We start from the raw sequence: 21,632 nt of genomic DNA on the forward strand, positions 1-21,632 counted from the left end.
CTTCGGTGCGCGCCGGGATGGCGCGCTGTGCGCCCCATACGGCGCGGGCCTGCCTGCGGATTGCTCCGGTCGTATCAGCCACCCCCGTTCGCCACGGGGCCGTTCGGGTGCTCAGGCGTGCACATGCCCGGCCCAGGGTGGCACGCTGTCGGACGGCGCCGCGCGGTGCACCGGCCCGCCGGTGCCGTGAGCGGTTCGTGCACCGTCCGCCGGGCCGGTGTCGCCCGGGCGGGTGGAAGCGGCGTACCCGGGGAACCCCCGGGGCCGGCCGGACGTGCTCCAGTACGGCCCCCGTACCGGAGTCAGGGCGGGATCGGATCACGGCAGGTGGTTGGATGATGGACGCGAGCGGTACGGCCCAGGAGCAGGCGGACGGGCTCGGCCCGGTGAGCCTGGGGGAGCTGGGGCTGGACGAGCTGCGCACCCTGCGGCGCGACGCCCAGGAGCAGGAGGCCGGACTCTCGTACCTGCGCCGGCTGCTGCACGGCCGGATGGACATCCTGCGGGCCGAGCTGAACCGCCGGCAGGTCCCGCTCGACGACGCCGCGATGGTCGCCTTCGACGCCGGCCCGCTGCTGGACCGGCTGCCGGCCATCCTGGCCGACGCGCCCTCCTCCGTCCGCCGCCCGGCCCGGCACCTCACCCTCGGCCCCCCGCGCGGCGAGCAGGTCGCCACCGAGGCGGACGAGCTGATGGGCGACGTCCAGCTCGCCGACCTCGCCGCGCACCCCACCGGCGACCTGCTGGTGGCCGTCGAGCGGCTGGCCGAGTACGAGCGCGGGGTCTCCGGCCGCCGCCTGGCGCTGCAGCGGACGGCGGACGACTGCAGCGCCGAGATCACCCGCAGGTACCGTGAGGGGGAAGCACGGGTCGACGACCTGCTCACCGGGGGGTGAGGCCGCCCGACGGGGGCCGGGGAGCGGGTCGGCGGCCGGGCCACCCTCACCCTGTGCCCCTGGAACTGGAGTCAACCCCATGCCGCAGTCCGCCGCCCTGCCCGCTCTCGCCGAGGTCGTCCGCTCCGGCTTCACCGAGGGCCGCCACCGAGGTTCGCTGGTCGTCCTGGCCGCCGACGGCTCGGTCGAGTACTCCCTCGGCACCCCGGACGCGCCGGTCTTCCCCCGCTCGACCGCCAAGCCGTTCCAGGCGGTGGCCACCCTGCGGGCCGGGCTCGCGATCGAGGGCGAACTACTGGCGCTCGCCGCCTCCAGCCACTCCGCGGAAACGTTCCACCTCGACGCGGTACGGCGAATACTCGCCGGCGCCGGCCTGACCGAGGCCGACCTGCGCACCCCGGCCGACCTCCCGCTGGACGAGACCGAGGCCGAGGAACTGCTGCGCCGAGGCGGCTCGCGCAGCCCGATCCTGATGGACTGCTCCGGCAAGCACGCCGGCTGGCTGGCCGCCTGCGCCGCCAACGGCTGGGACACCGCGAGCTACCTCGACCCCGGCCACCCGGTCCAGCTGCTAGCCCTCCAGGCACTCACCGAGGCCACCGGCGAGCAGCCCGCCCACGTCGGCACCGACGGCTGCGGCGCCCCGCTGCACGCCGTCTCGCTGACCGGTCTGGCCCGCGGCTACCGCTCGCTGCTGCTGGCCGCGCCCGGCACCCCCGGCCGCCGGGTCGCCGACGCGATGCGGGCCCACCCCCAGTACGTGGCCGGGACCCGCCGCGCCGACACCTGGCTGATGCGGGCCATCCCCGGGACGCTGTCCAAGATGGGCGCCGAGGCCGTCCAGGCGGTCGCGCTGGCGGACGGCCGGGCGCTCGCCTTCAAGATCGAGGACGGCGGGGAGCGGGCCCGCGGCCCGGTGCTGGCCGCCGCGCTGCGCCGGCTCGGCATCGAGCACGAGGTGCTGACCCGGATCGGAGCCCAGCCGCTGCACGGCGGCGGCCAGGTGGTCGGCGAGGTCCGCGCGGCCTTCTGACGCCCGCGCGGGGGCCGACGCCCGGGCGGGCGGCTTTGGCGCGCGCCGCCCGGGCCGGTGCGGCACGGTGGACCGGGGGGCCGTCAACCGCGCCGTACCGGACAGCTCAGGAGAGTGCCATGTCGGACCACATCTACCGCGTCACCGAGATTGTCGGCTCCTCGGGCGAGGGCGTCGACCAGGCGATCAGGAACGCGATCGACCGGGCGTCGCAGACGCTGCGCAACCTGGACTGGTTCGAGGTGGTCCAAGTGCGCGGGCACATCGCGGACGGCCGGATCGAGCACTACCAGGTCGGGCTGAAGGTCGGGTTCCGGCTCGACGGCGAGGGCTGAGCGGGGCGGCTCAGCGCCCGGCCCGCTCCCGGTCGGCCCGCTCCCGGGCGGCCTGCTGCCGGTCGGCCCGCTCGCGGTCCGGCAGCACCAGTGGCGCCCCGGTGCGCGGGTGCGCCAGCACCTCCACCGGGTGGCCGTACACCTCGCTCAGCAGCGGCCCGGTCAGCACCTCGCGCACCGGGCCGTCGGCCACCGCCCGGCCGGCCGACAGGAGCATCACCCGGTCGGCGTAGGCCGCGGCCAGCGACAGGTCGTGCAGCACCACCACCACCGCGTCCCCGGCCGCGGCCCGCTGCCGGGCGAGGCGCAGCACCAGCTCCTGGTGGCGCAGGTCGAGGGCGGCGGTCGGCTCGTCCAGCAGCAGCAGCGCGGCCCGCTGGGCGAGCACCCGGGCCAGCGCCACCCGGGCCCGCTCGCCGCCGGACAGGGCCGTGAACGGGCGCTCGGCGAAGCAGGCGGTCCCGGTCAGCGCCAGCACCTCGGCCACCACCTCCTCGTCCTGGGCCGCGGCCGGGGTCGCGGCCCAGGGCGCGCGGCCCATCCGGACCACCTCGCCGGCCGGGAACGGGAACGACAGCTCGGCCGACTGCGGCAGCAGGGCCCGGTGCAGGGCCAGTTCGGCGACGGTGAGGCCGGCCAGCGGACGGCCGCCCAGCAGTAGCTCGCCGCCGGTCGGCGCGAGGTCGCCGGCCACCACCGCGAGCAGGGTGGACTTGCCGGCGCCGTTCGGCCCGAGCAGCGCCAGCACCTCGCCCGCCCGGACCGTCAGGTCCACCCCGGCCAGCAGCTCCCGGTCGCCGAGCGCGAGCCGCAGGCCGGTCGCGCGCAGCACCTCGGTCCCCGGGGCCGGCCGTCCGGGAACCCGCGGCGTCCGTCCTCTCCGCAGGCCCGGGCCCCTCATGCCCACCCTCCCTGGCGGCTCCTGGTGCGGCGCAGCAGCCAGAAGAAGAACGGGCTGCCGATCAGCGCGGTCAGCGCCCCGAGCGGGAGCTCGGCGGGTCGGGCGAGGGTGCGGGCGGCGAGGTCGCCCGCCACCAGGACCAGCGCACCGCCGAGGATGCTCGCGGGCAGCAGGAAGCGGTGGCCGGGACCGGCGGCCATCCGCAGCAGGTGCGGCACGATCAGGCCGACGAAGCCGATCACCCCGCTGACCGAGACGGCCGCCGCGGTGAGCAGCGCGACCACGGTGATCAGGGTGAGCCGCATCCGTTCCACGTCCACCCCGAGGTGGCGGGCGGGCTTGTCGCCGAGCGCCAGCAGGTCCAGGGAGCGGGCGTACGGGGGCGCGACGGCGAGGCCCACCACGGCGAACGGCAGGATGCCGAGCACCTTGTCGTCCCGCTGGTGGCGACCGCGACCGGGCTGCTGCTGCTCGGCGGTGGCACCACCGTCCTGCTGCGCCGCCGCCGCACCGGCGACGCCGGCCGAGCCGACGCCGGCTGACCTGCCACCGGCCGGCCCGGCCGGTCGACCCGACGCCGCAGCGGCCGATCCCCCGGCAGGCGCCCCGCCGGGGGATCGGCCGCTGCGGCGGGCCGTCAGGCGCTCAGCGGGTACCGGGAGCCCAGGTCGGCGAAGAGCACGCCGTTCAGGGTGAACGCCCGCTTGCACTCCTCCACCACCCGGCGGCGCTCGACCTCGTCCATCGCGAGGCCCGCCGCGTCCAGCTTCTCCCGGTACTCCCGCTTGTACGCGGCCGGGTTGGCGACCTCGGCGAAGACGTAGAACTCCACCCCGGCGCCCCTGCGCTCGAAGCCCCAGGTCCGCTCGGCGGCACCGCGGATGATCTGACCGCCCGACAGGTCGCCCAGGTAGCGGGTGTAGTGGTGGGCGAGGTAGCCGCCCGGCCACTGTTCGGCGAGCTCCTCCAGCCGGGCCGCGTACGCGGCGGTGGCGGGCAGCGGGGTGAGACCGGCCCGCCAGCCGGGGCCGAGCAGGTGGGCCAGGTCGCGCTCCAGCGCGGCCGTGCGCATCAGCGCCGGGTCGATCAGCGGCCCGGCCACCGGGTCCCCGGCGAGCGCGGCGGCCCGGCCCTCCAGCGCCCGGTAGACGAACCAGAGCTGGCCCGACAGCTCGGCGTACGCCTCGACGCCGAGCCGGCCGCCCAGCAGATGGGCCATGAACGACGAGGTCTCGGCGGCCGCGTGCTCCTCGCTGCTCGCGGTGCGCAGCACGGTGGAGAACGGGACGGGCTGCTCGGAGCTGGACATGCGGTGGCCTCCGGGATCCGGGTCGACTGTCCCCCCGATTGTTCTGGTTAGGGTTACCTAAGTCAACATCTTGCCGACACCCTGTCGGTAAACGCCGGGAAGGTGCCGGACAGCGCGGAAGGCGCCGGACAACGCGGAAGGCCGGGGCGAGCGCGCAGCTCACCCCGGCCTTCCGGGCCACCTCGGCGGGCCGAGGGGACGGCGGTTCAGTGACCGCCCTGGTCCTTCAGCCGCTGGACCGAGGCGACGATCTCGGCCTCGGCCTCGACGCGGCCGACCCAGTTGGCACCCTCGACCGACTTGCCGGGCTCCAGGTCCTTGTAGACCTCGAAGAAGTGCTGGATCTCCAGGCGGTCGAACTCCGACACGTGGTGGATGTCGCGCAGGTGCTCCCAGCGCGGGTCCGTCGCCGGGACGCAGAGCAGCTTGTCGTCGCCGCCGGCCTCGTCGGTCATGTGGAACATGCCGATGGCGCGGCACTTGATCAGGCAGCCGGGGAAGGTCGGCTCGTCCAGGATGACCAGCGCGTCCAGCGGGTCGCCGTCCTCGCCCAGGGTGCCCTCGACGTAGCCGTAGTCGGCCGGGTAGCGGGTCGAGGTGAAGAGCATGCGGTCCAGGCGGAGGCGGCCGGTCTCATGATCGACCTCGTACTTGTTCCGCGAGCCCTTCGGGATCTCGATCAGGACGTCGAACTCCAACGGTTCCTCCAAGGTAGGTACTGACAGAATCCAAGTGTCTCCTACGTCAAGGTGTGCTCAGGAAAGGGGCCTGTCGGTGAACGCTGGTGCTGGGGTGGGGCGAGGGCGCAGGGCGGCCGTCGCGGGTGTGCTGGGGGCGGCGCTCGCCACCTCGGGCCTGACGGCGGGCACGCAGCGGGCGCTCGCCGCACCGTCGCCCCCGGCGGCCGCCGCCAGCGCCAAGCCGTCGGCCGAGGCGCCGCCGGGCAGCGCCGTGCTGGCCCCGGTGGCCGACTCCGCCGACACCCTGCCCACCACCCAGGGCCTGCAGCAGGCCCTCGCGCCGCTGCTGCAGGACAAGTCGCTCGGCACCCTGAACTTCGCCATCAGCGACGCCGCCACCGGCACGTTCCTGTACGGCTCCGGCGAGAACACCCCGGCCACCCCCGCCTCCACGACCAAGCTCGCCACCTCGGTCGCGGCGCTGTCGCTGCTCCCGGCGGACCACCGGATCCACACCCGGGTGGTCACCGGCGCCAAGCCGGACGAGATCACCCTGGTCGGCGGCGGCGACCCGACCCTCACCGCGCTCCCCGCGGACCAGGTGCAGATCGGCGGCCTGCCGGTCGACCCGGACAACGCCCCCGCCTCGCTGACCGACCTGGCCGCGCAGACCGCCGCCGCGCTGAAGGCGGCCGGCGTCACCTCGGTGAAGCTCGGCTACGACACCTCGCTCTACACCGGCCAGCTCCGGCACATGGAGAACGACGACTACAACGTCGCGCCGGTCAGCCCGCTGATGGTGGACGAGGGAAAGGTCGAGCCGAGGTCGCTGTCCGAGGCGCCCGCCCGGGTCACCGACCCGGCCGCCCAGGCGGCGGACGCCTTCGTGGCCCAGCTCAAGGCACAGGGCATCACGGTCCAGGGCCGCCCCGCCCAGGCCACCGCGGCCGCCGACGCCAAGCCGCTCGGCGACGTCGCCTCGCCCACCCTGGCCCGGCTGATCGAACGGCTGCTCACCCACTCCGACAACACCATCGCCGAGGGCGTGGCCCGGCAGGTCGCCATCGCCGCCCAGCAGCCCGCCAGCTTCCCCGGCGCCGCCGGGGCCGTCACCCAGGCGCTGGCCAAGCTCGGGGTGTCCACCGCCGGCCTCCAGCTCAACGACGGCAGCGGGCTGAGCAAGGCCAACCTGATCCCGCCGGCCACCCTGGTCAAGCTGCTCTCGCTGGCCGCCGCCCCCGACCACCCGGAGCTGCGCCCGGTCCTCACCGGCCTGCCGATCGCGGGCTTCACCGGCACCCTGCTCAGCCGGTTCGGGCCCAGGTCGGGCGCGGCCGAGGCGTCCGGCATCGTCCGGGCCAAGACCGGCACCCTGGACTTCGTCAACACGCTGGCCGGCACCGTGGTGGACGCCGACGGGCGGGTCCTGGTGTTCGCGATGATGACCAGGACGCCGGCCGGGGCGGACCAGGCCCGGGCCGCCGTCGACCGGATCGTCGCCAAGCTCGCCGGGTGCGGCTGCCACTGACGCCCCGTCCCCGCTCCGCTCCGCCGCCCGCGCCCGCGGGGAGGTCGCGGGACCGGCCCTGGGGTGTCCCGGTGCCCGCTCCCTCCCCGGGGCGCGCCACAGCACGTACCGTGAGGGCATGACGAGCGCGAGCGGCAGGGCAGACATGGTCGACTGGGATCTCGCGGTCGCGACGGCGACCCGGCTGGTCCGTCCGGGCCCGGCGGTCTCCCGCGAGGAGGCCAGGACCGTCGTCGCCGAGCTGCGCCGGCATGCGCTGGAGGCCGAGGAGCACGTCCGGGCGTTCACCCGGATGAACTCCAGCGTGCTGGCGGACGCCCCGGCCACCCCCGTGCTGGTGGTCGACCGGCCGGGCTGGGTGCGGGCCAACGTGGCGGGCTTCCGCACCATCGTCCAGCCGCTGGTGGACAAGCTGCAGGCCCGCCGGGGCGACGGCGCCGGCACCGCGGTGATCGGCTCGCTGGGGGAGAAGGCCACCGGCGTCGAGGTCGGCGCGGTGCTGGCGTTCCTGTCCACCAAGGTGCTCGGCCAGTACGAGACCTTCGCCCCGGCCGAGCTGCCGGCGCCGCCGGACAGCCCGGCCGGCCTGTTCGACAAGCCGCGCCGTGGGCCGGACCTGCCGGGGCCCGGGCGGCTGCTGCTGGTCGCGCCGAACATCGTGCACGTCGAGCGCGAGCTGGACGTCGACCCGCACGACTTCCGGCTCTGGGTCTGCCTGCACGAGGAGACCCACCGCACCCAGTTCACCGCGGTGCCCTGGCTGCGCGACCACATCCAGTCCGAGGTGCAGGCCTTCCTGGCACAGGCCGACGTCGACCCGGGCGCGCTGCTGGAGCGGGCCAGGGAGGCGTTCGGCGGTGCCGTACCGGGCCTCGGAGGCCGTGGTGACGGCTCCGGGCCCGGCACCCTGCTGGAGGCCGTCCAGTCCCCCGCACAGCGCGAGATCCTCTCCCGGCTCACCGCGGTGATGTCGCTGCTGGAGGGCCACGCCGATGTGGTGATGGACGGGGTCGGCCCGGCCGTGGTGCCGTCGGTGGCCGAGATCCGGGAGAAGTTCCAGCAGCGCCGGGACCGCGGCGCCGGGCGGCTCGACCTGGTGCTGCGCCGGCTGCTCGGGATGGACGCCAAGCTGCGCCAGTACCAGGACGGCGCGGTGTTCGTCCGCGGCGTGGTGGACCGGGCCGGGATGGACGGCTTCAACCGGGTCTGGACCTCGCCGAACACCCTCCCGACCAAGGATGAGATCCACGACCCGGCGGCCTGGGTGGCCCGGGTGGTCGGCTGAGCCCGGCCCCCGGCCCCCGGCATCCGGCATCCGGCATCCGGCATCCCGGCCCCCGCCCGGTCGGCCGCTGCGCCGCACCGGGCCCGCCGAACGGGTGGCTCCGGACGCCCGCCAGGGTGGCTCAGCCGTACAGACGGAGTCCGAATGAACGTTTTTCCATTCACCCGTACGTGGGACGGTGGTCGTACCGGTGGCGCGGGTGGCGTAGCCGGTGACCGGATTCTGCGACCATCTGTGAGCGCATGGTGACAGAGAGCTGACCGGGTCTCCCCGTACCCGGCGGCGCTGCCTCCGGCCTGCCCGTTCCCCCCTCCGCCAAGGAGTGCATCCCCGTGGGCCCACATCCTGCTGTCGCGGCGATACGCCTCGCCGTCCGCCGTACCCTCGCCGAGCTTGCCGCCGAGGCCGGCGTCGTGCCCGGCTCGCCGCCCCGCGCCCCCCGGCTGCGGCCGGCCGCCGCGCCCGAGGCCGCGCTGGCCGGCGCCACCACCCTGATCGGCAACGCCCGCCGCCACCCCTCCGGCCTGCCCCGCACGCCCGCCGCGCCGGGCTCCCCGCTGGTGCTGGTCGCGGTCAGCGGCGGCGCCGACTCGATGGCGCTGGCCACCGCCACCGCCTTCGAGGCGCCCAAGCTCGGCCTGCGGGTCGGCGCCGTCACCGTCGACCACGGCCTGCAGGCGGGGTCGGCCGAGCGCGCCGGGCAGGTGGCCGAGCGGCTCGGCGAACTCGGGCTGGAGCCGGTCGAGGCGGTCACCGTCCGGGTCGGCCGGGACGGCGGCCCGGAGAACGCCGCCCGTGACGCCCGCTACGCCGCCCTCGACGAGGCCGCCGACCGGCTCGGGGCGCTCGCCGTGCTGCTCGGCCACACCCGCGACGACCAGGCCGAGACGGTCCTGCTGGGGCTGGCCCGAGGCTCCGGCGCCCGCTCGCTGGCCGGGATGCCGGCCCACAAGGGCCGCTACCGCCGCCCGCTGCTGGAACTGGACCGCGCCGCCACCCGGCAGGCCTGCGCCGCCCAGGCGATCCCGGTCTGGGACGACCCGCACAACACCGACCCCGCCTACACCCGGTCCCGGGTCCGCCACGAGGTCCTGCCGGTGCTGGAGAAGCACCTGGGCGGCGGCGTGGTCGAGGCGCTGGCCCGGACCGCCCGCCTGTTCCGCGACGACGCCGACGCCCTCGACCAGTGGGCCGCCCTCGCCGAGCCGGACCTGCGGACCGCCGAGGGCGCCCTGGACGTCGGCAAACTCACCGCGCTGCCCCCCGCGGTGCGCCGCCGGGTGCTGCGCCGGGCGGCCCTGCGCGCGGGCTGCCCGGCCGGGGACCTGTTCGCCCGTCACCTCGAAGCGGTGGACCTGCTGGTCACCGGCTGGCGCGGTCAGGGCCCGCTGCACCTACCCGGGGGAGTGGAAGCCGTCCGCCGGTGTGGCACGCTGGTCTTTCGGCGACAGGGCGACCAGCGGGCGTGAGCCCGTCCGCTGGTCCCAGGGCCGCCGCCGAACCCAGACCCCGAACGTTTGAGGACGTATCCCCGGTGGATCAGAACGACATGGGCGCCGACCTGGCGAAGGTGCTCATCAGCAAGGACGAGATCGACGCCAAGCTGGCCGAGCTGGCCGAGCGGATCGACCGCGACTACGCCGGCAAGGACCTGCTGATCGTCGGCGTGCTGAAGGGCGCCGTGATGGTGATGGCCGACCTGGCCCGGGCCCTGCACTCGCAGGTGACCATGGACTGGATGGCCGTCTCCTCGTACGGGATGGGGACCAAGTCCTCGGGCGTGGTGCGGATCCTCAAGGACCTGGACACCGACATCGCCGGCCGGGACGTGCTGATCGTCGAGGACATCATCGACTCCGGCCTGACCCTGTCCTGGCTGCTGGGCAACCTGGGCTCGCGCGGCCCGGCCTCGCTGGAGGTCTGCACCCTGCTGCGCAAGCCGGATGCGGCGAAGGTCACCATCGACGTCAAGTACGTCGGCTTCGACATCCCGAACGAGTTCGTGGTCGGCTACGGCCTGGACTACGCGGAGAAGCTGCGCAACCTGCCCTTCATCGGGACGCTGGCGCCGCACGTCTACGGCGGCTGAACGACCCGCTGAACCGTTCGGGCTACGGGTGGGAACGGTGCACCGTTCCCACCCGTTGAGCCGGGGTAGGAAAATACGTCGTGTCGTCGTGCTCTCGCCGCAGGCGAGTGGGACTGCGGTACGGTCCAATAAACCGCTCTTCTCATGAGCACATACCCGGTATGCGCCCGCGGCCCCTCGGCCGCGCAGCGCCGTTGAGTGGCAGGAGGGACGGGGCGGCAACGCCCCGCATGGATGGACGTCAAGCGATACTTCCGTGCGCCGATCATGTGGATCGTGCTGGCCGCTCTCGCCGTCGTTGTGCTGATGCAGGTCGTCTCCGACTCGGGCGGCTACAAGACGGTGGACACCGGCCAGGTGATTGCCGCCATCAACGGCGACCAGGTGAAGTCGGCGGAGATCACCACTGGTGACTCGAACCTGATCAAGATCCAGCTCAAGGACGGGCAGAAGCTCCCGGCCAACAGTTCCGGCAAGCAGCCCTCGGGCACCAAGTTCCAGGCCTCCTACGTGTCCGACACGCAGGCCACGAACGTGTCGTCCACGCTGCAGGACCAGTTCAAGTCCGGCCAGCTGCCCGACAACTACACCATCAGCCCCGAGAAGCAGTCGACCTTCATGAGTCTGCTGCTGTCGATGCTGCCGATCGTCATCATCGTCCTGGTCTTCCTGTTCCTGATGAACCAGATGCAGGGCGGCGGCTCCCGGGTCATGCAGTTCGGCAAGTCCAAGGCCAAGCTGCTCACCAAGGACACCCCGAAGACCACGTTCTCGGACGTGGCCGGCGCGGACGAGGCGGTGGAGGAGCTCCAGGAGATCAAGGAGTTCCTGCAGGAGCCGTCGAAGTTCCAGGCCGTCGGTGCCAAGATCCCCAAGGGTGTGCTGCTCTACGGCCCGCCCGGCACCGGCAAGACCCTGCTGGCACGCGCCGTGGCCGGCGAGGCGGGCGTCCCGTTCTACTCGATCTCCGGCTCCGACTTCGTCGAGATGTTCGTCGGTGTCGGTGCCTCCCGGGTCCGCGACCTGTTCGAGCAGGCCAAGGCGAACGCGCCGGCGATCATCTTCGTCGACGAGATCGACGCCGTCGGCCGGCACCGCGGTGCGGGCCTCGGCGGCGGCCACGACGAGCGCGAGCAGACCCTCAACCAGCTGCTGGTCGAGATGGACGGCTTCGACGTCAAGGGCGGCGTCATCCTGATCGCCGCCACCAACCGCCCGGACATCCTCGACCCGGCGCTGCTGCGCCCGGGCCGCTTCGACCGGCAGATCGCGGTCGACCGGCCCGACCTGCAGGGCCGGCTGGACATCCTCAAGGTGCACCAGAAGGGCAAGCCGATCGCGCCCGACGTCGACCTCTCGGCCGTCGCCAAGCGCACCCCCGGCTTCACCGGCGCCGATCTGTCGAACGTACTGAACGAGGCGGCCCTGCTGACCGCCCGCTCGGACAAGAAGCTGATCGACAACTTCATCCTGGACGAGGCCATCGACCGCGTGGTGGCCGGCCCGCAGAAGCGCAGCCGGATCATGTCCGACAAGGAGAAGAAGATCACGGCGTACCACGAGGGCGGCCACGCCCTGGTGGCGGCGGCGTGCAACTACTCCGACCCGGTCCACAAGATCACCATCCTGTCCCGGGGCCGGGCGCTCGGCTACACCATGGTGCTGCCGGACGAGGACAAGTACTCCACCACCCGCAACGAGATGCTCGACCAGCTGGCCTACATGCTGGGCGGCCGGGCGGCGGAGGAGCTGGTCTTCCACGACCCGACCACCGGCGCCTCGAACGACATCGAGAAGGCCACCGCCACCGCGCGGGCCATGGTCACCCAGTACGGCATGAGCGAGCGCCTGGGTGCGATCAAGTTCGGTTCCAGCGAGTCGGAGCCCTTCCTCGGCCGTGAGATGGGTCACCAGCGCGACTACTCGGAAGAGGTCGCCGGGCTGGTGGACGAGGAGGTCAAGAAGCTGATCGAGACCGCGCACAACGAGGCCTGGGAGATCCTGGTCGAGAACCGCGACGTGCTCGACAACCTCGTCCTGGAGCTGCTGGAGAAGGAGACGCTGAACAAGGAGCAGATCGCGGAGGTCTTCACCCACGTGATCAAGCGTCCGCACCGTCCGGCCTGGACGGGCTCCTCCCGTCGTACCCCCTCCACCCGCCCGCCGGTGCAGTCGCCGAAGGAGCTGGCGCTCAGCAACGGCATCGCCGTGCCGGCCGTCGACTCCCCGTCGGTGGACGTGCACAAGCTGCCCGACGGCCCGGCCGAGAGCTGAGCCGTCCGGCCCGCCACCGCGGGCCGACCGTACGGAATGGATGCCGCGTCACCGGGGTTTGTACCCTGGAGGCGCGGCATCCGTGCTGCTCGGCCCGATGTCGGGCCGGTACCGGGCCCGGCGGGCCCCGGCCCGACCACCCGCGTCGGACCGCCTCCGCCGGGACCGTTCCCGTCCACTCCGTCTGCCAAGCGAGGCACGAATGATCGACCCGGTGACCCTTGAGGGCGAAGCCGTCGTGGGGCCCTTCGACCAGAAGCGTGCCGAGAACGCGGTCCGCGAACTGCTGATCGCGGTCGGCGAGGACCCGGACCGCGAGGGCCTGCTGGAGACCCCGGCCCGGGTGGCCCGGGCCTACCAGGAGATATTCGCGGGGCTGCGGCAGCGCCCGGAGGACGTGCTGACCACCACCTTCGACCTCGGCCACGACGAGCTGGTGCTGGTCAAGGACATCGAGGTGTTCTCCACCTGCGAGCACCACCTGGTGCCGTTCCGCGGCGTCGCCCACGTCGGGTACATCCCCGCCGTCACCGGCAAGATCACCGGGCTGTCCAAGCTGGCCCGGCTGGTCGACGTGTTCGCCCGCCGCCCCCAGGTGCAGGAGCGGCTCACCAGCCAGATCGCCGACTCGCTGATGCGGATCCTGGAGCCGCGCGGCGCCATCGTGGTGATCGAGTGCGAGCACATGTGCATGTCGATGCGCGGCATCCGCAAGCCCGGCGCGACCACCACCACCTCCGCGGTCCGCGGCCAGCTGCGTGACCCGGCCACCCGTGCCGAGGCGATGAGCCTGATCATCGGCCGCTGACCCGGCCGGACCGGTTCCCGGCGGGACCCCTGCGGTGCCGGCCCGCACACGACGGCAGTGGCCGGCCGCCGGAGCGGGCCGGCCACTGCCGGGGTGGTGGGGGAAGGCATTCGCTACTGGGCGCCGTCGCGCTCGCTGATCCACTCGAAGGTGCTCAGCCGGTCGCTCATCCACTCCAGGGCGGCCGGCAGCTCGCGCTTCCAGGCGTCGAAGTTGTGGCCGCCGTCGTCCAGGAAGTTCGACTCGACCTTGAACTCCGGATGGGCGTCGGCCACTTGCTTGGCCACCGCGAGGAAGTCCTCGGTCGCCTTGTAGTTCTCCTCGGTCCTGGTGCTGACCACCAGCAGCGAGGTCCGCGGGGCCGGCAGGTTCTGCAGCCGCCAGGTGAGGTCCGACTGGTTGGCCAGCGCGGTGTCCCCGTGGAAGAGGTCCCCGCCGGTGAAGCTGTCGTTGGGCACCTCGTAGTCCGCGTGCAGGGCCGCCGCCGCGGAGAAGTACTCGGGGTGCCGCATCGCCAGGCGCAGCGCGCAGCTGCCGCCGGTGGAGTACCCGAGCGCCCCCCAGGTGTCCTCCGAGTGGCCGACCCGGTAGGCGGAGCGGATCGCGGTCGGCAGGTCCTTGGCGAACCAGGTCTCGGTCTTCGGGCCGCCGACGACGTCCACGCACTCGGTGTTGCGGGGCGGCGCGACGGTCGGCCGGGCCATCACGATGACGGCGGGCAGGGTCCGTCCCGCCTTGTGCAGCGCGGACTCGGCCTGCGGCAGCTGCAGGCTGTCGAGCAGGTGCAGGGACGTGCCCGGGAAGCCGCCGATCGCCAGCACGGCCGGGAAGCGCACCTTGGCGTACTGCGGGGAGAAGTACTCCGGCGGCAGGTAGACGAACACCTGGTCCGAGAGGCCGGACTCGGGGCCGTTCACCCGGACCGACTCCACCTTGCCCACCTCCTCCGGGGCGCCCGGCGGGAGCAGGTCCTTCACGGTCTCCATGCCGCCCTCGGTGGTCGGCTCGACCAGCTTCGCGGGGTCGGGCGGGGCGCCGCGGGGGGACGAGGACCCGGCCAGCGCGAGCGGGGCGCCGCCGGGGCGCAGCAGGTCGTCCCAGGAGGTGTAGAAGCCGAAGGAGTTGTTCACCGAGAGCGCGAGCACGGCCAGCACCGAGACCTGAACCACGGTCAGCAGACCGAGCCGGCCGAGCACCGGCAGCGGGCGCTGTCCGGCCAGCCGGGGCCACAGCCAGAGTGTGGCGACCAGGCCGACGACGGCCAGTACGCTCAGCGAGTACACCAGCGCGGTGCTGGTCAGTTTCATCCGGGGTCGCCCTCCCTGGGGAAGTTGTCGGGCCAGGGTTCATCGTGCGCCGGGCTGTGGGGTGCGGCCAGCGGGGCTGGTCTGACCGAGCGTCAGGTGTAGGCCGACCGGTGCCGGCGGGGCCGGTGGGGCGCCGGTGGGGCGCCGGTGGCGGGCCGGTGGCGGGTCGGGGGGTCGCCGCCTGCGAACGGGCGCAACCGAACCCCTAGAATGCGTCGTCCACCGTGTGGAAACGCGTCGGCGGGGGTCTTTCGGTGCCGGTGCGGCCATGCTGGACCCATGCCGGTGCCATCGCCGGTGGCACCTGTCTCCTGTTTTTCGCGCTGCCGAAGTGCGTCCCGGACCGGCCGTCCCGCCGGTCCGGAGCGGACCAGGCATCACCCGTCCCCAGGCTCCGACGGCCGGGGAGCCCCGCGTCCCGGGCCGGTCCGTACCGGCCGTTGGGGCTTTCTTGACGTGCGGTTTGCCAGACCAAGGAATAGCCATGAAGGTCCATCACAGTTCCTCCTCCGGAGTGACAGGACAGTCCCGGACAGCCTCTAGGCTGAGCTTCCATGAGCGTTCCCGTGTCCGTTGAGCCGTCGTCCGAGCAGCCCCGCCGCCGGGGTCTGCAGACGCTCCGTACCCAAGCCGCCTCCGTCCCGCGTGCCTGGCTGCCGGGCGCGATCGGCTACGCCTGCCTGCTGATCGGGCTGCTGGACATCTGCAGCGCGGTCTTCCCCAAGCTGCGCCACACCAAGGTGCACACCTTCGCCGGGCAGCTGCCCGGGACGACCACCACGCTGGCCGCGGTCGGCACCCTGATGATCGGCATCCTGCTGGTGCTGCTGGCGCACGCCCTGCGCCGTCGCAAGCGCCGGGCCTGGCGGGCGGTCTGCGTCCTGCTGCCGCTCGGCGCCGCGCTGCAGGCGCTGCGCTGGCACCAGCCCGGGCCGTGCGTGGTCGCACTGGTGCTGTTCGCCGTGGTGCTCGTGCACCGCAGGGAGTTCTACGCGAAGGCCGACCCGCGCACCCGCTGGCGGGCGGTGGCCAACCTGGTCGTGATGGGGATGGTCAGCATCGGCCTCGGCCTGCTGATCGTCTCGGTCCACCCGAAGTCCGAGCTCGGCGACCCGAGCCTGGTCGAGCGCTTCCAGGAGACGCTCTACGGGCTGTTCGGCTTCGACGGCCCGATCCGGTACGGCAGTGACCGGATCGGTGACCTGGTCGCGTACTCGCTCGGCGCCCTCGGGCTGCTGACCGCCTTCACCACCGGGTACCTGGCACTGCGGCCGGAGAAGCCCGAGCCCGAGCTGACCCCCGAGGACGAGGTCCGGGTCCGGGAGCTGCTGGCCCGGCACGGGCAGCGGGACTCGCTCGGGTACTTCGCGCTGCGCCGGGACAAGAGCGTGCTGTTCTCGCCCTCCGGCAAGGCGGCGATCTCCTACCGGGTGGTGTCCGGTGTGATGCTGGCCTCCGGGGACCCGGTGGGTGACGTGGAGGCCTGGCCCGGTGCGATCAAGGTCTTCATGGCCGAGGCGCGCGAGCACGCCTGGGTGCCGGCCGTGATGGGGTGCAGCGAGGTCGGCGGCGAGGTCTGGACCCGCGAGGCGGGGCTGGACGCGCTGGAGCTCGGCGACGAGGCGATCGTCGACACCTCGGCCTTCTCGCTGTCCGGGCGCGCGATGCGCAACGTGCGGCAGATGGTCAAGCGGATCGAGCGCAACGGCTACTCCTGCAAGGTGCGCCGGGTCGGCGACCTGACCCAGGCGGAGAAGCGGCAGATCGCGGACGCGGCGGCGCGCTGGCGCGGTACCGACACCGAGCGCGGGTTCTCGATGGCGCTCGGACGCTTCGGCGACATCGGGGACGACGACTGCGTGGTGGTCACCGCGCACAAGGCGCCGGAGTCCGCCGAGGGCGACGCCGGTACGGGTGCCGCCTCCGGCGCGGCCGCGGCGGCCGCGCCGGGCGACGACCTCAAGGCGGTGCTGCACTTCGTGCCGTGGGGGCCGGACGGGATCTCGCTGGAGCTGATGCGGCGTGACCGGGAGGCCGATCCGGGCCTGAACGAGCTGCTGATCGTGGCGGCGCTGCAGGAGGTGCCGGCGCTCGGGGTGCGGCGGGTGTCGCTGAACTTCGCGATGTTCCGCTCGGCGCTGGCCCGCGGCGAGCGGATCGGCGCGGGGCCGGTGCTGCGCGCCTGGCGCGGGCTGCTGGTGTTCCTCTCGCGCTGGTTCCAGATCGAGTCGCTGTACAAGTTCAACGCCAAGTTCCAGCCGGAGTGGGAGCCGCGGTTCCTGGTCTACCCGCAGACCCGGGACCTGCCGCGGATCGGCTTCGCGGCGATGCAGGCTGAGGCCTTCATCACGCTGGGGATGCCGCGGTTCGGGCGCAAGCGGCAGCGGCAGGGGCTGATGCCGGAGACGGCGACGGTCGGTGCGGTGACCGAGGCGGCCTGACGGGAACTGCATGACGGACGACGGATGACAGATTTCAGAATCTGTCATCCGTCGTCCGTCTTCGCTCCTCCCCCCACCCGCCGCTCGATAATGACCACATGAACAACCCTCTCCCCGGTCTCCCCGCACTCGGACGCTGCGCCGTCATGGGCGTCGTCAACGTCACCCCCGACTCCTTCTCCGACGGCGGCCTGTGGCTCGACCCGGCCGCCGCGGTCGCCCACGGCCTGGCGCTGACGGCCCGTGGGGCGGACCTGGTGGACGTCGGCGGCGAGTCGACCCGCCCGGGCGCGCAGCGGGTCACCGAGGAGGAGGAGCTGCGCCGGGTGATCCCGGTGGTCCGGGAGCTGGCCGCCGCCGGGGTGACGGTCTCCATCGACACCATGCGGGCCCGCGTCGCCGAGCAGGCCGTCGCCGCCGGCGCCCGCCTGGTCAACGACGTCTCCGGCGCCCTCGCCGACCCGGCGATGGCCGAGGTGGTGGCCGCCACCGGCGCGCCGTTCGTGGTGATGCACTGGCGCGGCCAGTCGGCGGACATGGACGGCCTGGCCGTCTACGGCGACGTGGTCGCCGACGTCACCGCGGAGCTGGCCGCCCGGATGGCGGCGCTGCTGGCCGCGGGGGTCAAGGAGGAGCAGCTGATCCTCGACCCCGGCCTCGGCTTCGCCAAGACCAGCGAGCACAACTGGGCGCTGCTCGGCCGGCTCGACGCGCTGACCGCGCTCGGCCGCCCCGTCCTCGTCGCCGCATCCCGCAAGCGCTTCCTGGGTACGCTGCTCGCCAACCCGGAAACCGGGGAGCCTCGCCCGGCCCGGCAGCGCGACGACGCCACGGCGGCCGTGTCGGTGCTCTCCGCCCGGGCCGGCGCCTGGGCCGTCCGGGTGCACGACGTCGCCGGCACGGCCGACGCCGTACGAGTGGTCGCGGCCTGGGAACGGGCCGCACAGAGGGGGTAAGGCGTGGCAGAAGCGGCGAGCGGCAACGACCGGAGCAGCAACCCGGCCGCGGCTCCGGAGTCGGACCGCGAGGCGGTCCTGGCCGCCAACCGGGCCCTCTACGAGGCGCTGGAGACCGGCGACCTGGAGGCCGTCGAGTCGATCTGGCTGGGCCCGTCCGACGCGGACGACAAGACCGGCGTGGTCTGCGTGCACCCCGGCTGGCCGGTGCTGCGCGGGCGGGCGCAGGTCACCCGTTCGTACATGTTGATCATGATGAACACCGAGTACATCCAGTTCTTCCTGACCGACGTCGAGGTGGAGGTGCAGGGCGACGTGGCGCTGGTCACCTGCACCGAGAACATCCTCTCCGGCGGCGAGGCGGAGGAGGAGGGCGAGCTCGGCCCGCTGGTCGGCGGGAAGGTCGTCTCGACCAACCTGTTCCGCCGCACGGCCGACGGCTGGCGGCTCTGGTCGCACCACGGCTCACCCGTCCTGACCAGCGGCGACGACGAGGACGAGGACTGACCCGGGCGGCCGTACCCGAGCGGGTGCCGTAGGCCGCGCGGATGTCCGCCGGGCGGCACCGAACGTTCACGTCAATCGCCGATTCGGCGTGCGTGGCGCCCCGCCGTGCCGGGTAGACGGTCAGGCGGTGTCCTTGCTCGCGGGTAGATTCGGGGGCAGCGGGCGACGGAGCCCGCCACCACCCTGCCCTGCGCAGGGGCCGAATCTGGGAGAAGTGATTCGTTTGCTGGACCGCGTCACCCTGCGGGGCCTGCGTGCCCGGGGCCACCACGGCGTCTTCGAGCGCGAGCGGATCGAGGGCCAGACCTTCGTCGTCGACCTCGTGCTCCACCTGGACACCCGGCCGGCCGCCGCGGGCGACGACCTCACGCGCACGGCCCACTACGGCGTCATCGCGGAGGAGGTCACCGCCGTCATCGCCGGCGACCCGGTCGACCTGATCGAGACCCTCGCCCAGCGGATCGCGGACCAGTGCCTCACCCACGAGGCCGTCGAGGAGGTCGAGGTGACCGTGCACAAGCCGGACGCCCCGATCACCGTCCCGTTCGACGACGTCACCGTCACCATTCACCGGGGCCGCGCATGACGTGCGCCGCCCCCATCTCCAGCGGCCGCAGCCTCCCGCCGCCCCGAGCAGAGGGATCTTGATGAGCACCAGCGACCCGACCGCCACGCCGACCACGTTCGACCTGGAGCGCCGGGTGGACTGCGCCGAATCCACCCTGCACACCACGCGCTCCGCCGTGGTCGCCCTCGGCAGCAACCTCGGCAACCGGCTGGAGACCCTGCAGGGCGCCGTGGACGCGCTCGCGGACACCCCCGGGATCAGGATCACCGCCGTGTCCGCCGTGTTCGAGACCGAGGCCCTCGGCGGCCCCGCCGAGCAGCCGAACTACTTCAACGCCGTCGCCGTGCTGCGCACCAGCCTGCCGCCGCACGACCTGCTGGACCGCGCCAACGCGGTCGAGGACGCCTTCGGCCGGGTCCGCGAGGTCCGCTGGGGCGCGCGCACCCTGGACGTCGACATCCTGTCCTACGAGGGGGTGCTGAGCGAGGACCCGGTCCTGCTGCTGCCGCACCCGCGGGCGCACCAGCGGGCGTTCGTGCTGGCGCCCTGGCAGGACGCCGACCCTGCCGCCGAGGTGCCGGGCCAGGGCCCGGTCGGCCCGCTGCTGGACGCGCTGGCCGGCCAGCCCGGCCAGGTCGTGTGGCGCCGCGAGGACATCCGGCTCACCCTCCCCGAGTAGCGCGTCCGCGTCCGGTGCGCCGGGCGGCCCCGGGAACCTTCGACCGGTCACGGCCGTACGAGTAAGTACTGCGGGGGCTCGGCCCGGTACGGTGTCCTGGCCGGGGGCCCGCCCGCGGCCGCCGGGATCGTCGGGAAGGACCTCCTCCGCGTGAAGCCGCTCCGTCTCCGTCTGCTGCTCGGCATCGCCGCAGTGGCCGCGGTGCTGTCCTGGGCCGGTGCCAAGGTGTGGGACGCGCGCGGCGCGCTGCCCGGCGTGCCGGTCTTCGCGCCCATCGTGCTCGCCGGGATCGCGGTGGTCCTGCTGGCGACCGCGATCTCGCTGCGCTCCCGCCTCAAGGCGGTCCGGGAGCGGCGGCCGGACGCCAAGGGCGTCGACCCGCTGGGGGCGGCCCGGGCGCTGGTGCTCGGCCAGGCCAGCGCACTGGTGTCGGCGGTGGTGTCGGGCGTCTACGCGGGCATCGGTGTGGTGCTGCTCGGGCAGCTGGACATCGCGGTCCGCCGCTCGCAGGCGATCACGGCCGGTTTCGCGGTCCTGGCGGGCGCGGCGGTGATCGCCGTGGCGCTCTGGCTCCAGCACATCTGCCGGCTCCCCGAGGACCACAACGGCGCCCCGCCCGGCCGTCCGGCCGCCCACCGCTGACCGCGGGGCACACCGCCGCCCTCCGCCGCCCGGTCCCGCCCGGCCCGCGCCGGTCGCCGACCGTAGTCCCGTCGGGGCGCGGAGTAGTGGCGCCGAAATGTCAAGGGCTGAATGAGTGGCGCGGCTGACAGCGGCCCAATTCGCACGCTAGTTTCTTTGGCATGTCTCGCGGACGCCACCGTCATTCCTCGTTCCTCGGCCGGTCGCTGCCCCCGGCCGCCACCGGTGTTCTCGTCATCGCGGCGCTCGCCGCCCTGGTGGCGAGTCCGGACCAGATCGTGGCCCGGTCGGTCGGTGTCGCGGCGGTCTTCGCCGCGATCGGCCTCGGCATGGTCCTGCGCCAGCGCGACAAGGCCGCCCGGGCCGCCGCCCAGCTCGCCATCGTCCAGCGGCTGCGGGCCGAGGAGCGGTACGAGGAACAGCTCGCCGAGGCCGAGTACGCGGCCGAGGTGGCGGAGGAGCGGGCGACCAGGTTCGGGCGCCGGCTGACGGCGGAGAAGTCGCGGCTGGCGAAGGCCGAGACCGAGATCGCCAGGCTGCTGCGCGAGCGCGCGGTGGCCGTCGCCGAGCAGGCGCTCAAGGAGGCGGAGGCCGCCCGGCGGGCGCTGGCCGCCTCCCGCCCCGCCCACCCGGTCACCCCGGCCGCGTACGTGCGTGCCGCGGCCGTGCTGCGGCAGCTGGAGCGCAAGGCCGGCGCGGCCGAGGCGCGCCGGGAGAACGAGAGCCGGGCCGCGCTCGCGACCCGCCCCTACCTGCCGGAGCTGGTCGCCGCGGGCGCGGTGGCCCCGGCCGCACCGGCGGCTCCGGTCCGTGAGCGCGCCGAGCGCCCGGCGGTCGCCGCCGCACCCGAGCGGCCGGTGCTGGCGGCCCCCGGCGCCGTCTCGGCGGGCCAGGGGCTCACCCCCGCCGCCACGGCGGCGCCGGGCGGCGCCGAGCGGCAGCGGCCGCGCCCCGGCCAGGCGGGTGGCGGCCGGGGCTCCGGCTTCAGCTTCTTCGGCCGCCAGGGCGCGGTCCGGGCGGCCGCGGTCCGGGCCGCCGCCCCGGCGCCGTCGGTGGGCGACCTGGCGGACGTGGTCGGCGACGAGGCGCTCGCCGCGAGCGCCCGGTACGCCGTGCCGCCGGCCCTGGCGGGCGAGCAGCCGGCCGAGCAGCCGGCCCGGCGGTCCGAGGAGGCCGAGCCGGACCACGGCCGCCCCGAGGTGGTCGACCTGACCCCGGAGGACGAGACCGAGCTGCTGGAGCTGCCCGAGCTGAGGTCCGGCCGGGCCTGAGCCGGGCGGCCGCCGGTGCGGTGAACGACGGACGGGCGGTGCCCGGACCCCGCGGGGTTCGACCGGCTGCCGCACACCTCCGCCGTGATCACCAACCTCGCCGACGAGATCCACCTGGTCGAC

At 74.0% G+C, this 21,632-nt stretch carries 20 protein-coding genes and 1 pseudogene; 16 read left to right on the top strand and 5 right to left on the bottom strand.

Features of this window, described 5'->3' with window-relative positions; all coding sequences use genetic code 11:
- Positions 1 to 335 precede the first annotated feature (335 nt).
- From AB0D08_RS19390 to AB0D08_RS19400, 3 genes are all read left to right on the top strand, one after another.
- The gene (locus tag AB0D08_RS19390; protein ID WP_233289125.1) at positions 336 to 896 is read left to right on the top strand and encodes an ABC transporter substrate-binding protein; all 561 of its coding nucleotides are present in this window, start codon (positions 336 to 338) and stop codon (positions 894 to 896) included.
- A gap of 79 nt (positions 897 to 975) precedes the next feature.
- The gene (locus AB0D08_RS19395) at positions 976 to 1,929 is read left to right on the top strand and encodes an asparaginase (protein WP_033821767.1); all 954 of its coding nucleotides are present in this window, start codon (positions 976 to 978) and stop codon (positions 1,927 to 1,929) included.
- 119 nt (positions 1,930 to 2,048) lie between these two features.
- A complete protein-coding gene (locus AB0D08_RS19400; protein ID WP_033821766.1) occupies positions 2,049 to 2,264 on the top strand; it encodes a dodecin in 216 nt (71 codons plus the stop codon).
- Between the two features lie 10 nt (positions 2,265 to 2,274).
- Here the strand turns inward: AB0D08_RS19400 and AB0D08_RS19405 are convergent, their stop codons facing one another.
- The 4 genes and pseudogenes from AB0D08_RS19405 to AB0D08_RS19420 all read right to left on the bottom strand — a co-directional run bounded on the left by AB0D08_RS19405 (position 2,275) and on the right by AB0D08_RS19420 (position 5,172).
- Positions 2,275 to 3,165 carry a heme ABC transporter ATP-binding protein gene (locus AB0D08_RS19405; RefSeq protein WP_051812968.1) on the bottom strand — a complete coding sequence of 297 codons (891 nt, stop codon included), beginning with the start codon at positions 3,163 to 3,165 and terminating at the stop codon, positions 2,275 to 2,277.
- A pseudogene (locus tag AB0D08_RS19410) lies at positions 3,162 to 3,596 on the bottom strand (iron ABC transporter permease); the annotation flags it as partial. The pseudogene AB0D08_RS19410 and the gene AB0D08_RS19405, both read right to left, overlap by 4 nt.
- A 206-nt stretch (positions 3,597 to 3,802) precedes the next feature.
- Entirely contained in the window at positions 3,803 to 4,474 is a 672-nt protein-coding gene (locus AB0D08_RS19415; protein ID WP_359890138.1) for a biliverdin-producing heme oxygenase, read from the bottom strand.
- A gap of 206 nt (positions 4,475 to 4,680) precedes the next feature.
- Positions 4,681 to 5,172: an inorganic diphosphatase gene (locus AB0D08_RS19420; protein WP_033821764.1), complete on the bottom strand. Its 492-nt coding sequence runs from the start codon at positions 5,170 to 5,172 to the stop codon at positions 4,681 to 4,683.
- Positions 5,173 to 5,248: 76 nt separating this feature from the next.
- Here AB0D08_RS19420 and dacB point away from each other — a divergent pair, with 76 nt between their 5' ends.
- The 6 genes from dacB (at position 5,249) to folE (ending at position 13,138) form a co-directional block, all read left to right on the top strand.
- The gene (dacB, locus tag AB0D08_RS19425; protein ID WP_359890142.1) at positions 5,249 to 6,682 is read left to right on the top strand and encodes a D-alanyl-D-alanine carboxypeptidase/D-alanyl-D-alanine-endopeptidase; all 1,434 of its coding nucleotides are present in this window, start codon (positions 5,249 to 5,251) and stop codon (positions 6,680 to 6,682) included.
- Positions 6,683 to 6,800: 118 nt separating this feature from the next.
- Positions 6,801 to 7,967: a zinc-dependent metalloprotease gene (locus AB0D08_RS19430; protein ID WP_082526706.1), complete on the top strand. Its 1,167-nt coding sequence runs from the start codon at positions 6,801 to 6,803 to the stop codon at positions 7,965 to 7,967.
- Between the two features lie 332 nt (positions 7,968 to 8,299).
- The gene (gene tilS / locus AB0D08_RS19435) at positions 8,300 to 9,436 is read left to right on the top strand and encodes a tRNA lysidine(34) synthetase TilS (protein ID WP_033821762.1); all 1,137 of its coding nucleotides are present in this window, start codon (positions 8,300 to 8,302) and stop codon (positions 9,434 to 9,436) included.
- Between the two features lie 65 nt (positions 9,437 to 9,501).
- Positions 9,502 to 10,056, top strand: coding sequence for a hypoxanthine phosphoribosyltransferase (hpt, locus tag AB0D08_RS19440; RefSeq protein WP_199520378.1), 555 nt, complete (start codon positions 9,502 to 9,504; stop codon positions 10,054 to 10,056).
- Between the two features lie 234 nt (positions 10,057 to 10,290).
- The gene (gene ftsH, locus AB0D08_RS19445) at positions 10,291 to 12,330 is read left to right on the top strand and encodes an ATP-dependent zinc metalloprotease FtsH (RefSeq protein ID WP_033821761.1); all 2,040 of its coding nucleotides are present in this window, start codon (positions 10,291 to 10,293) and stop codon (positions 12,328 to 12,330) included.
- A gap of 202 nt (positions 12,331 to 12,532) precedes the next feature.
- The gene (folE, locus tag AB0D08_RS19450; RefSeq protein ID WP_033821760.1) at positions 12,533 to 13,138 is read left to right on the top strand and encodes a GTP cyclohydrolase I FolE; all 606 of its coding nucleotides are present in this window, start codon (positions 12,533 to 12,535) and stop codon (positions 13,136 to 13,138) included.
- 113 nt (positions 13,139 to 13,251) lie between these two features.
- Here folE and AB0D08_RS19455 read toward each other — a convergent pair whose 3' ends face one another.
- A complete protein-coding gene (locus tag AB0D08_RS19455; protein WP_033821759.1) occupies positions 13,252 to 14,445 on the bottom strand; it encodes an alpha/beta hydrolase-fold protein in 1,194 nt (397 codons plus the stop codon).
- Positions 14,446 to 14,999: 554 nt separating this feature from the next.
- Between AB0D08_RS19455 and AB0D08_RS19460 the strand changes: the two genes are divergently transcribed.
- The 7 genes from AB0D08_RS19460 (at position 15,000) to AB0D08_RS19490 (ending at position 21,509) form a co-directional block, all read left to right on the top strand.
- Complete coding sequence (locus AB0D08_RS19460; protein ID WP_082526705.1) at positions 15,000 to 16,886, top strand: phosphatidylglycerol lysyltransferase domain-containing protein; 1,887 nt, start codon at positions 15,000 to 15,002, stop codon at positions 16,884 to 16,886.
- A gap of 98 nt (positions 16,887 to 16,984) precedes the next feature.
- Positions 16,985 to 17,842, top strand: coding sequence for a dihydropteroate synthase (gene folP, locus AB0D08_RS19465; RefSeq protein WP_082526704.1), 858 nt, complete (start codon positions 16,985 to 16,987; stop codon positions 17,840 to 17,842).
- Between the two features lie 3 nt (positions 17,843 to 17,845).
- On the top strand, positions 17,846 to 18,349 hold the full coding sequence (locus AB0D08_RS19470) for a nuclear transport factor 2 family protein (protein ID WP_051812962.1): 504 nt from the start codon (positions 17,846 to 17,848) through the stop codon (positions 18,347 to 18,349).
- Positions 18,350 to 18,575: 226 nt separating this feature from the next.
- Complete coding sequence (gene folB / locus AB0D08_RS19475) at positions 18,576 to 18,935, top strand: dihydroneopterin aldolase (protein ID WP_033821793.1); 360 nt, start codon at positions 18,576 to 18,578, stop codon at positions 18,933 to 18,935.
- 61 nt (positions 18,936 to 18,996) lie between these two features.
- Positions 18,997 to 19,596 (top strand): 2-amino-4-hydroxy-6-hydroxymethyldihydropteridine diphosphokinase, encoded by a 600-nt coding sequence (folK, locus tag AB0D08_RS19480; protein ID WP_033821757.1) that lies wholly within the window; start codon positions 18,997 to 18,999, stop codon positions 19,594 to 19,596.
- Positions 19,597 to 19,746: 150 nt separating this feature from the next.
- Positions 19,747 to 20,238 (top strand): DUF3180 domain-containing protein, encoded by a 492-nt coding sequence (locus AB0D08_RS19485; protein ID WP_033821756.1) that lies wholly within the window; start codon positions 19,747 to 19,749, stop codon positions 20,236 to 20,238.
- Between the two features lie 161 nt (positions 20,239 to 20,399).
- On the top strand, positions 20,400 to 21,509 hold the full coding sequence (locus AB0D08_RS19490) for a hypothetical protein (protein WP_359890149.1): 1,110 nt from the start codon (positions 20,400 to 20,402) through the stop codon (positions 21,507 to 21,509).
- Positions 21,510 to 21,632 lie beyond the last annotated feature (123 nt).

It is taken from the genome of Kitasatospora sp. NPDC048540, from assembly GCF_040651175.1.
Lineage (GTDB): Bacteria > Actinomycetota > Actinomycetes > Streptomycetales > Streptomycetaceae > Kitasatospora.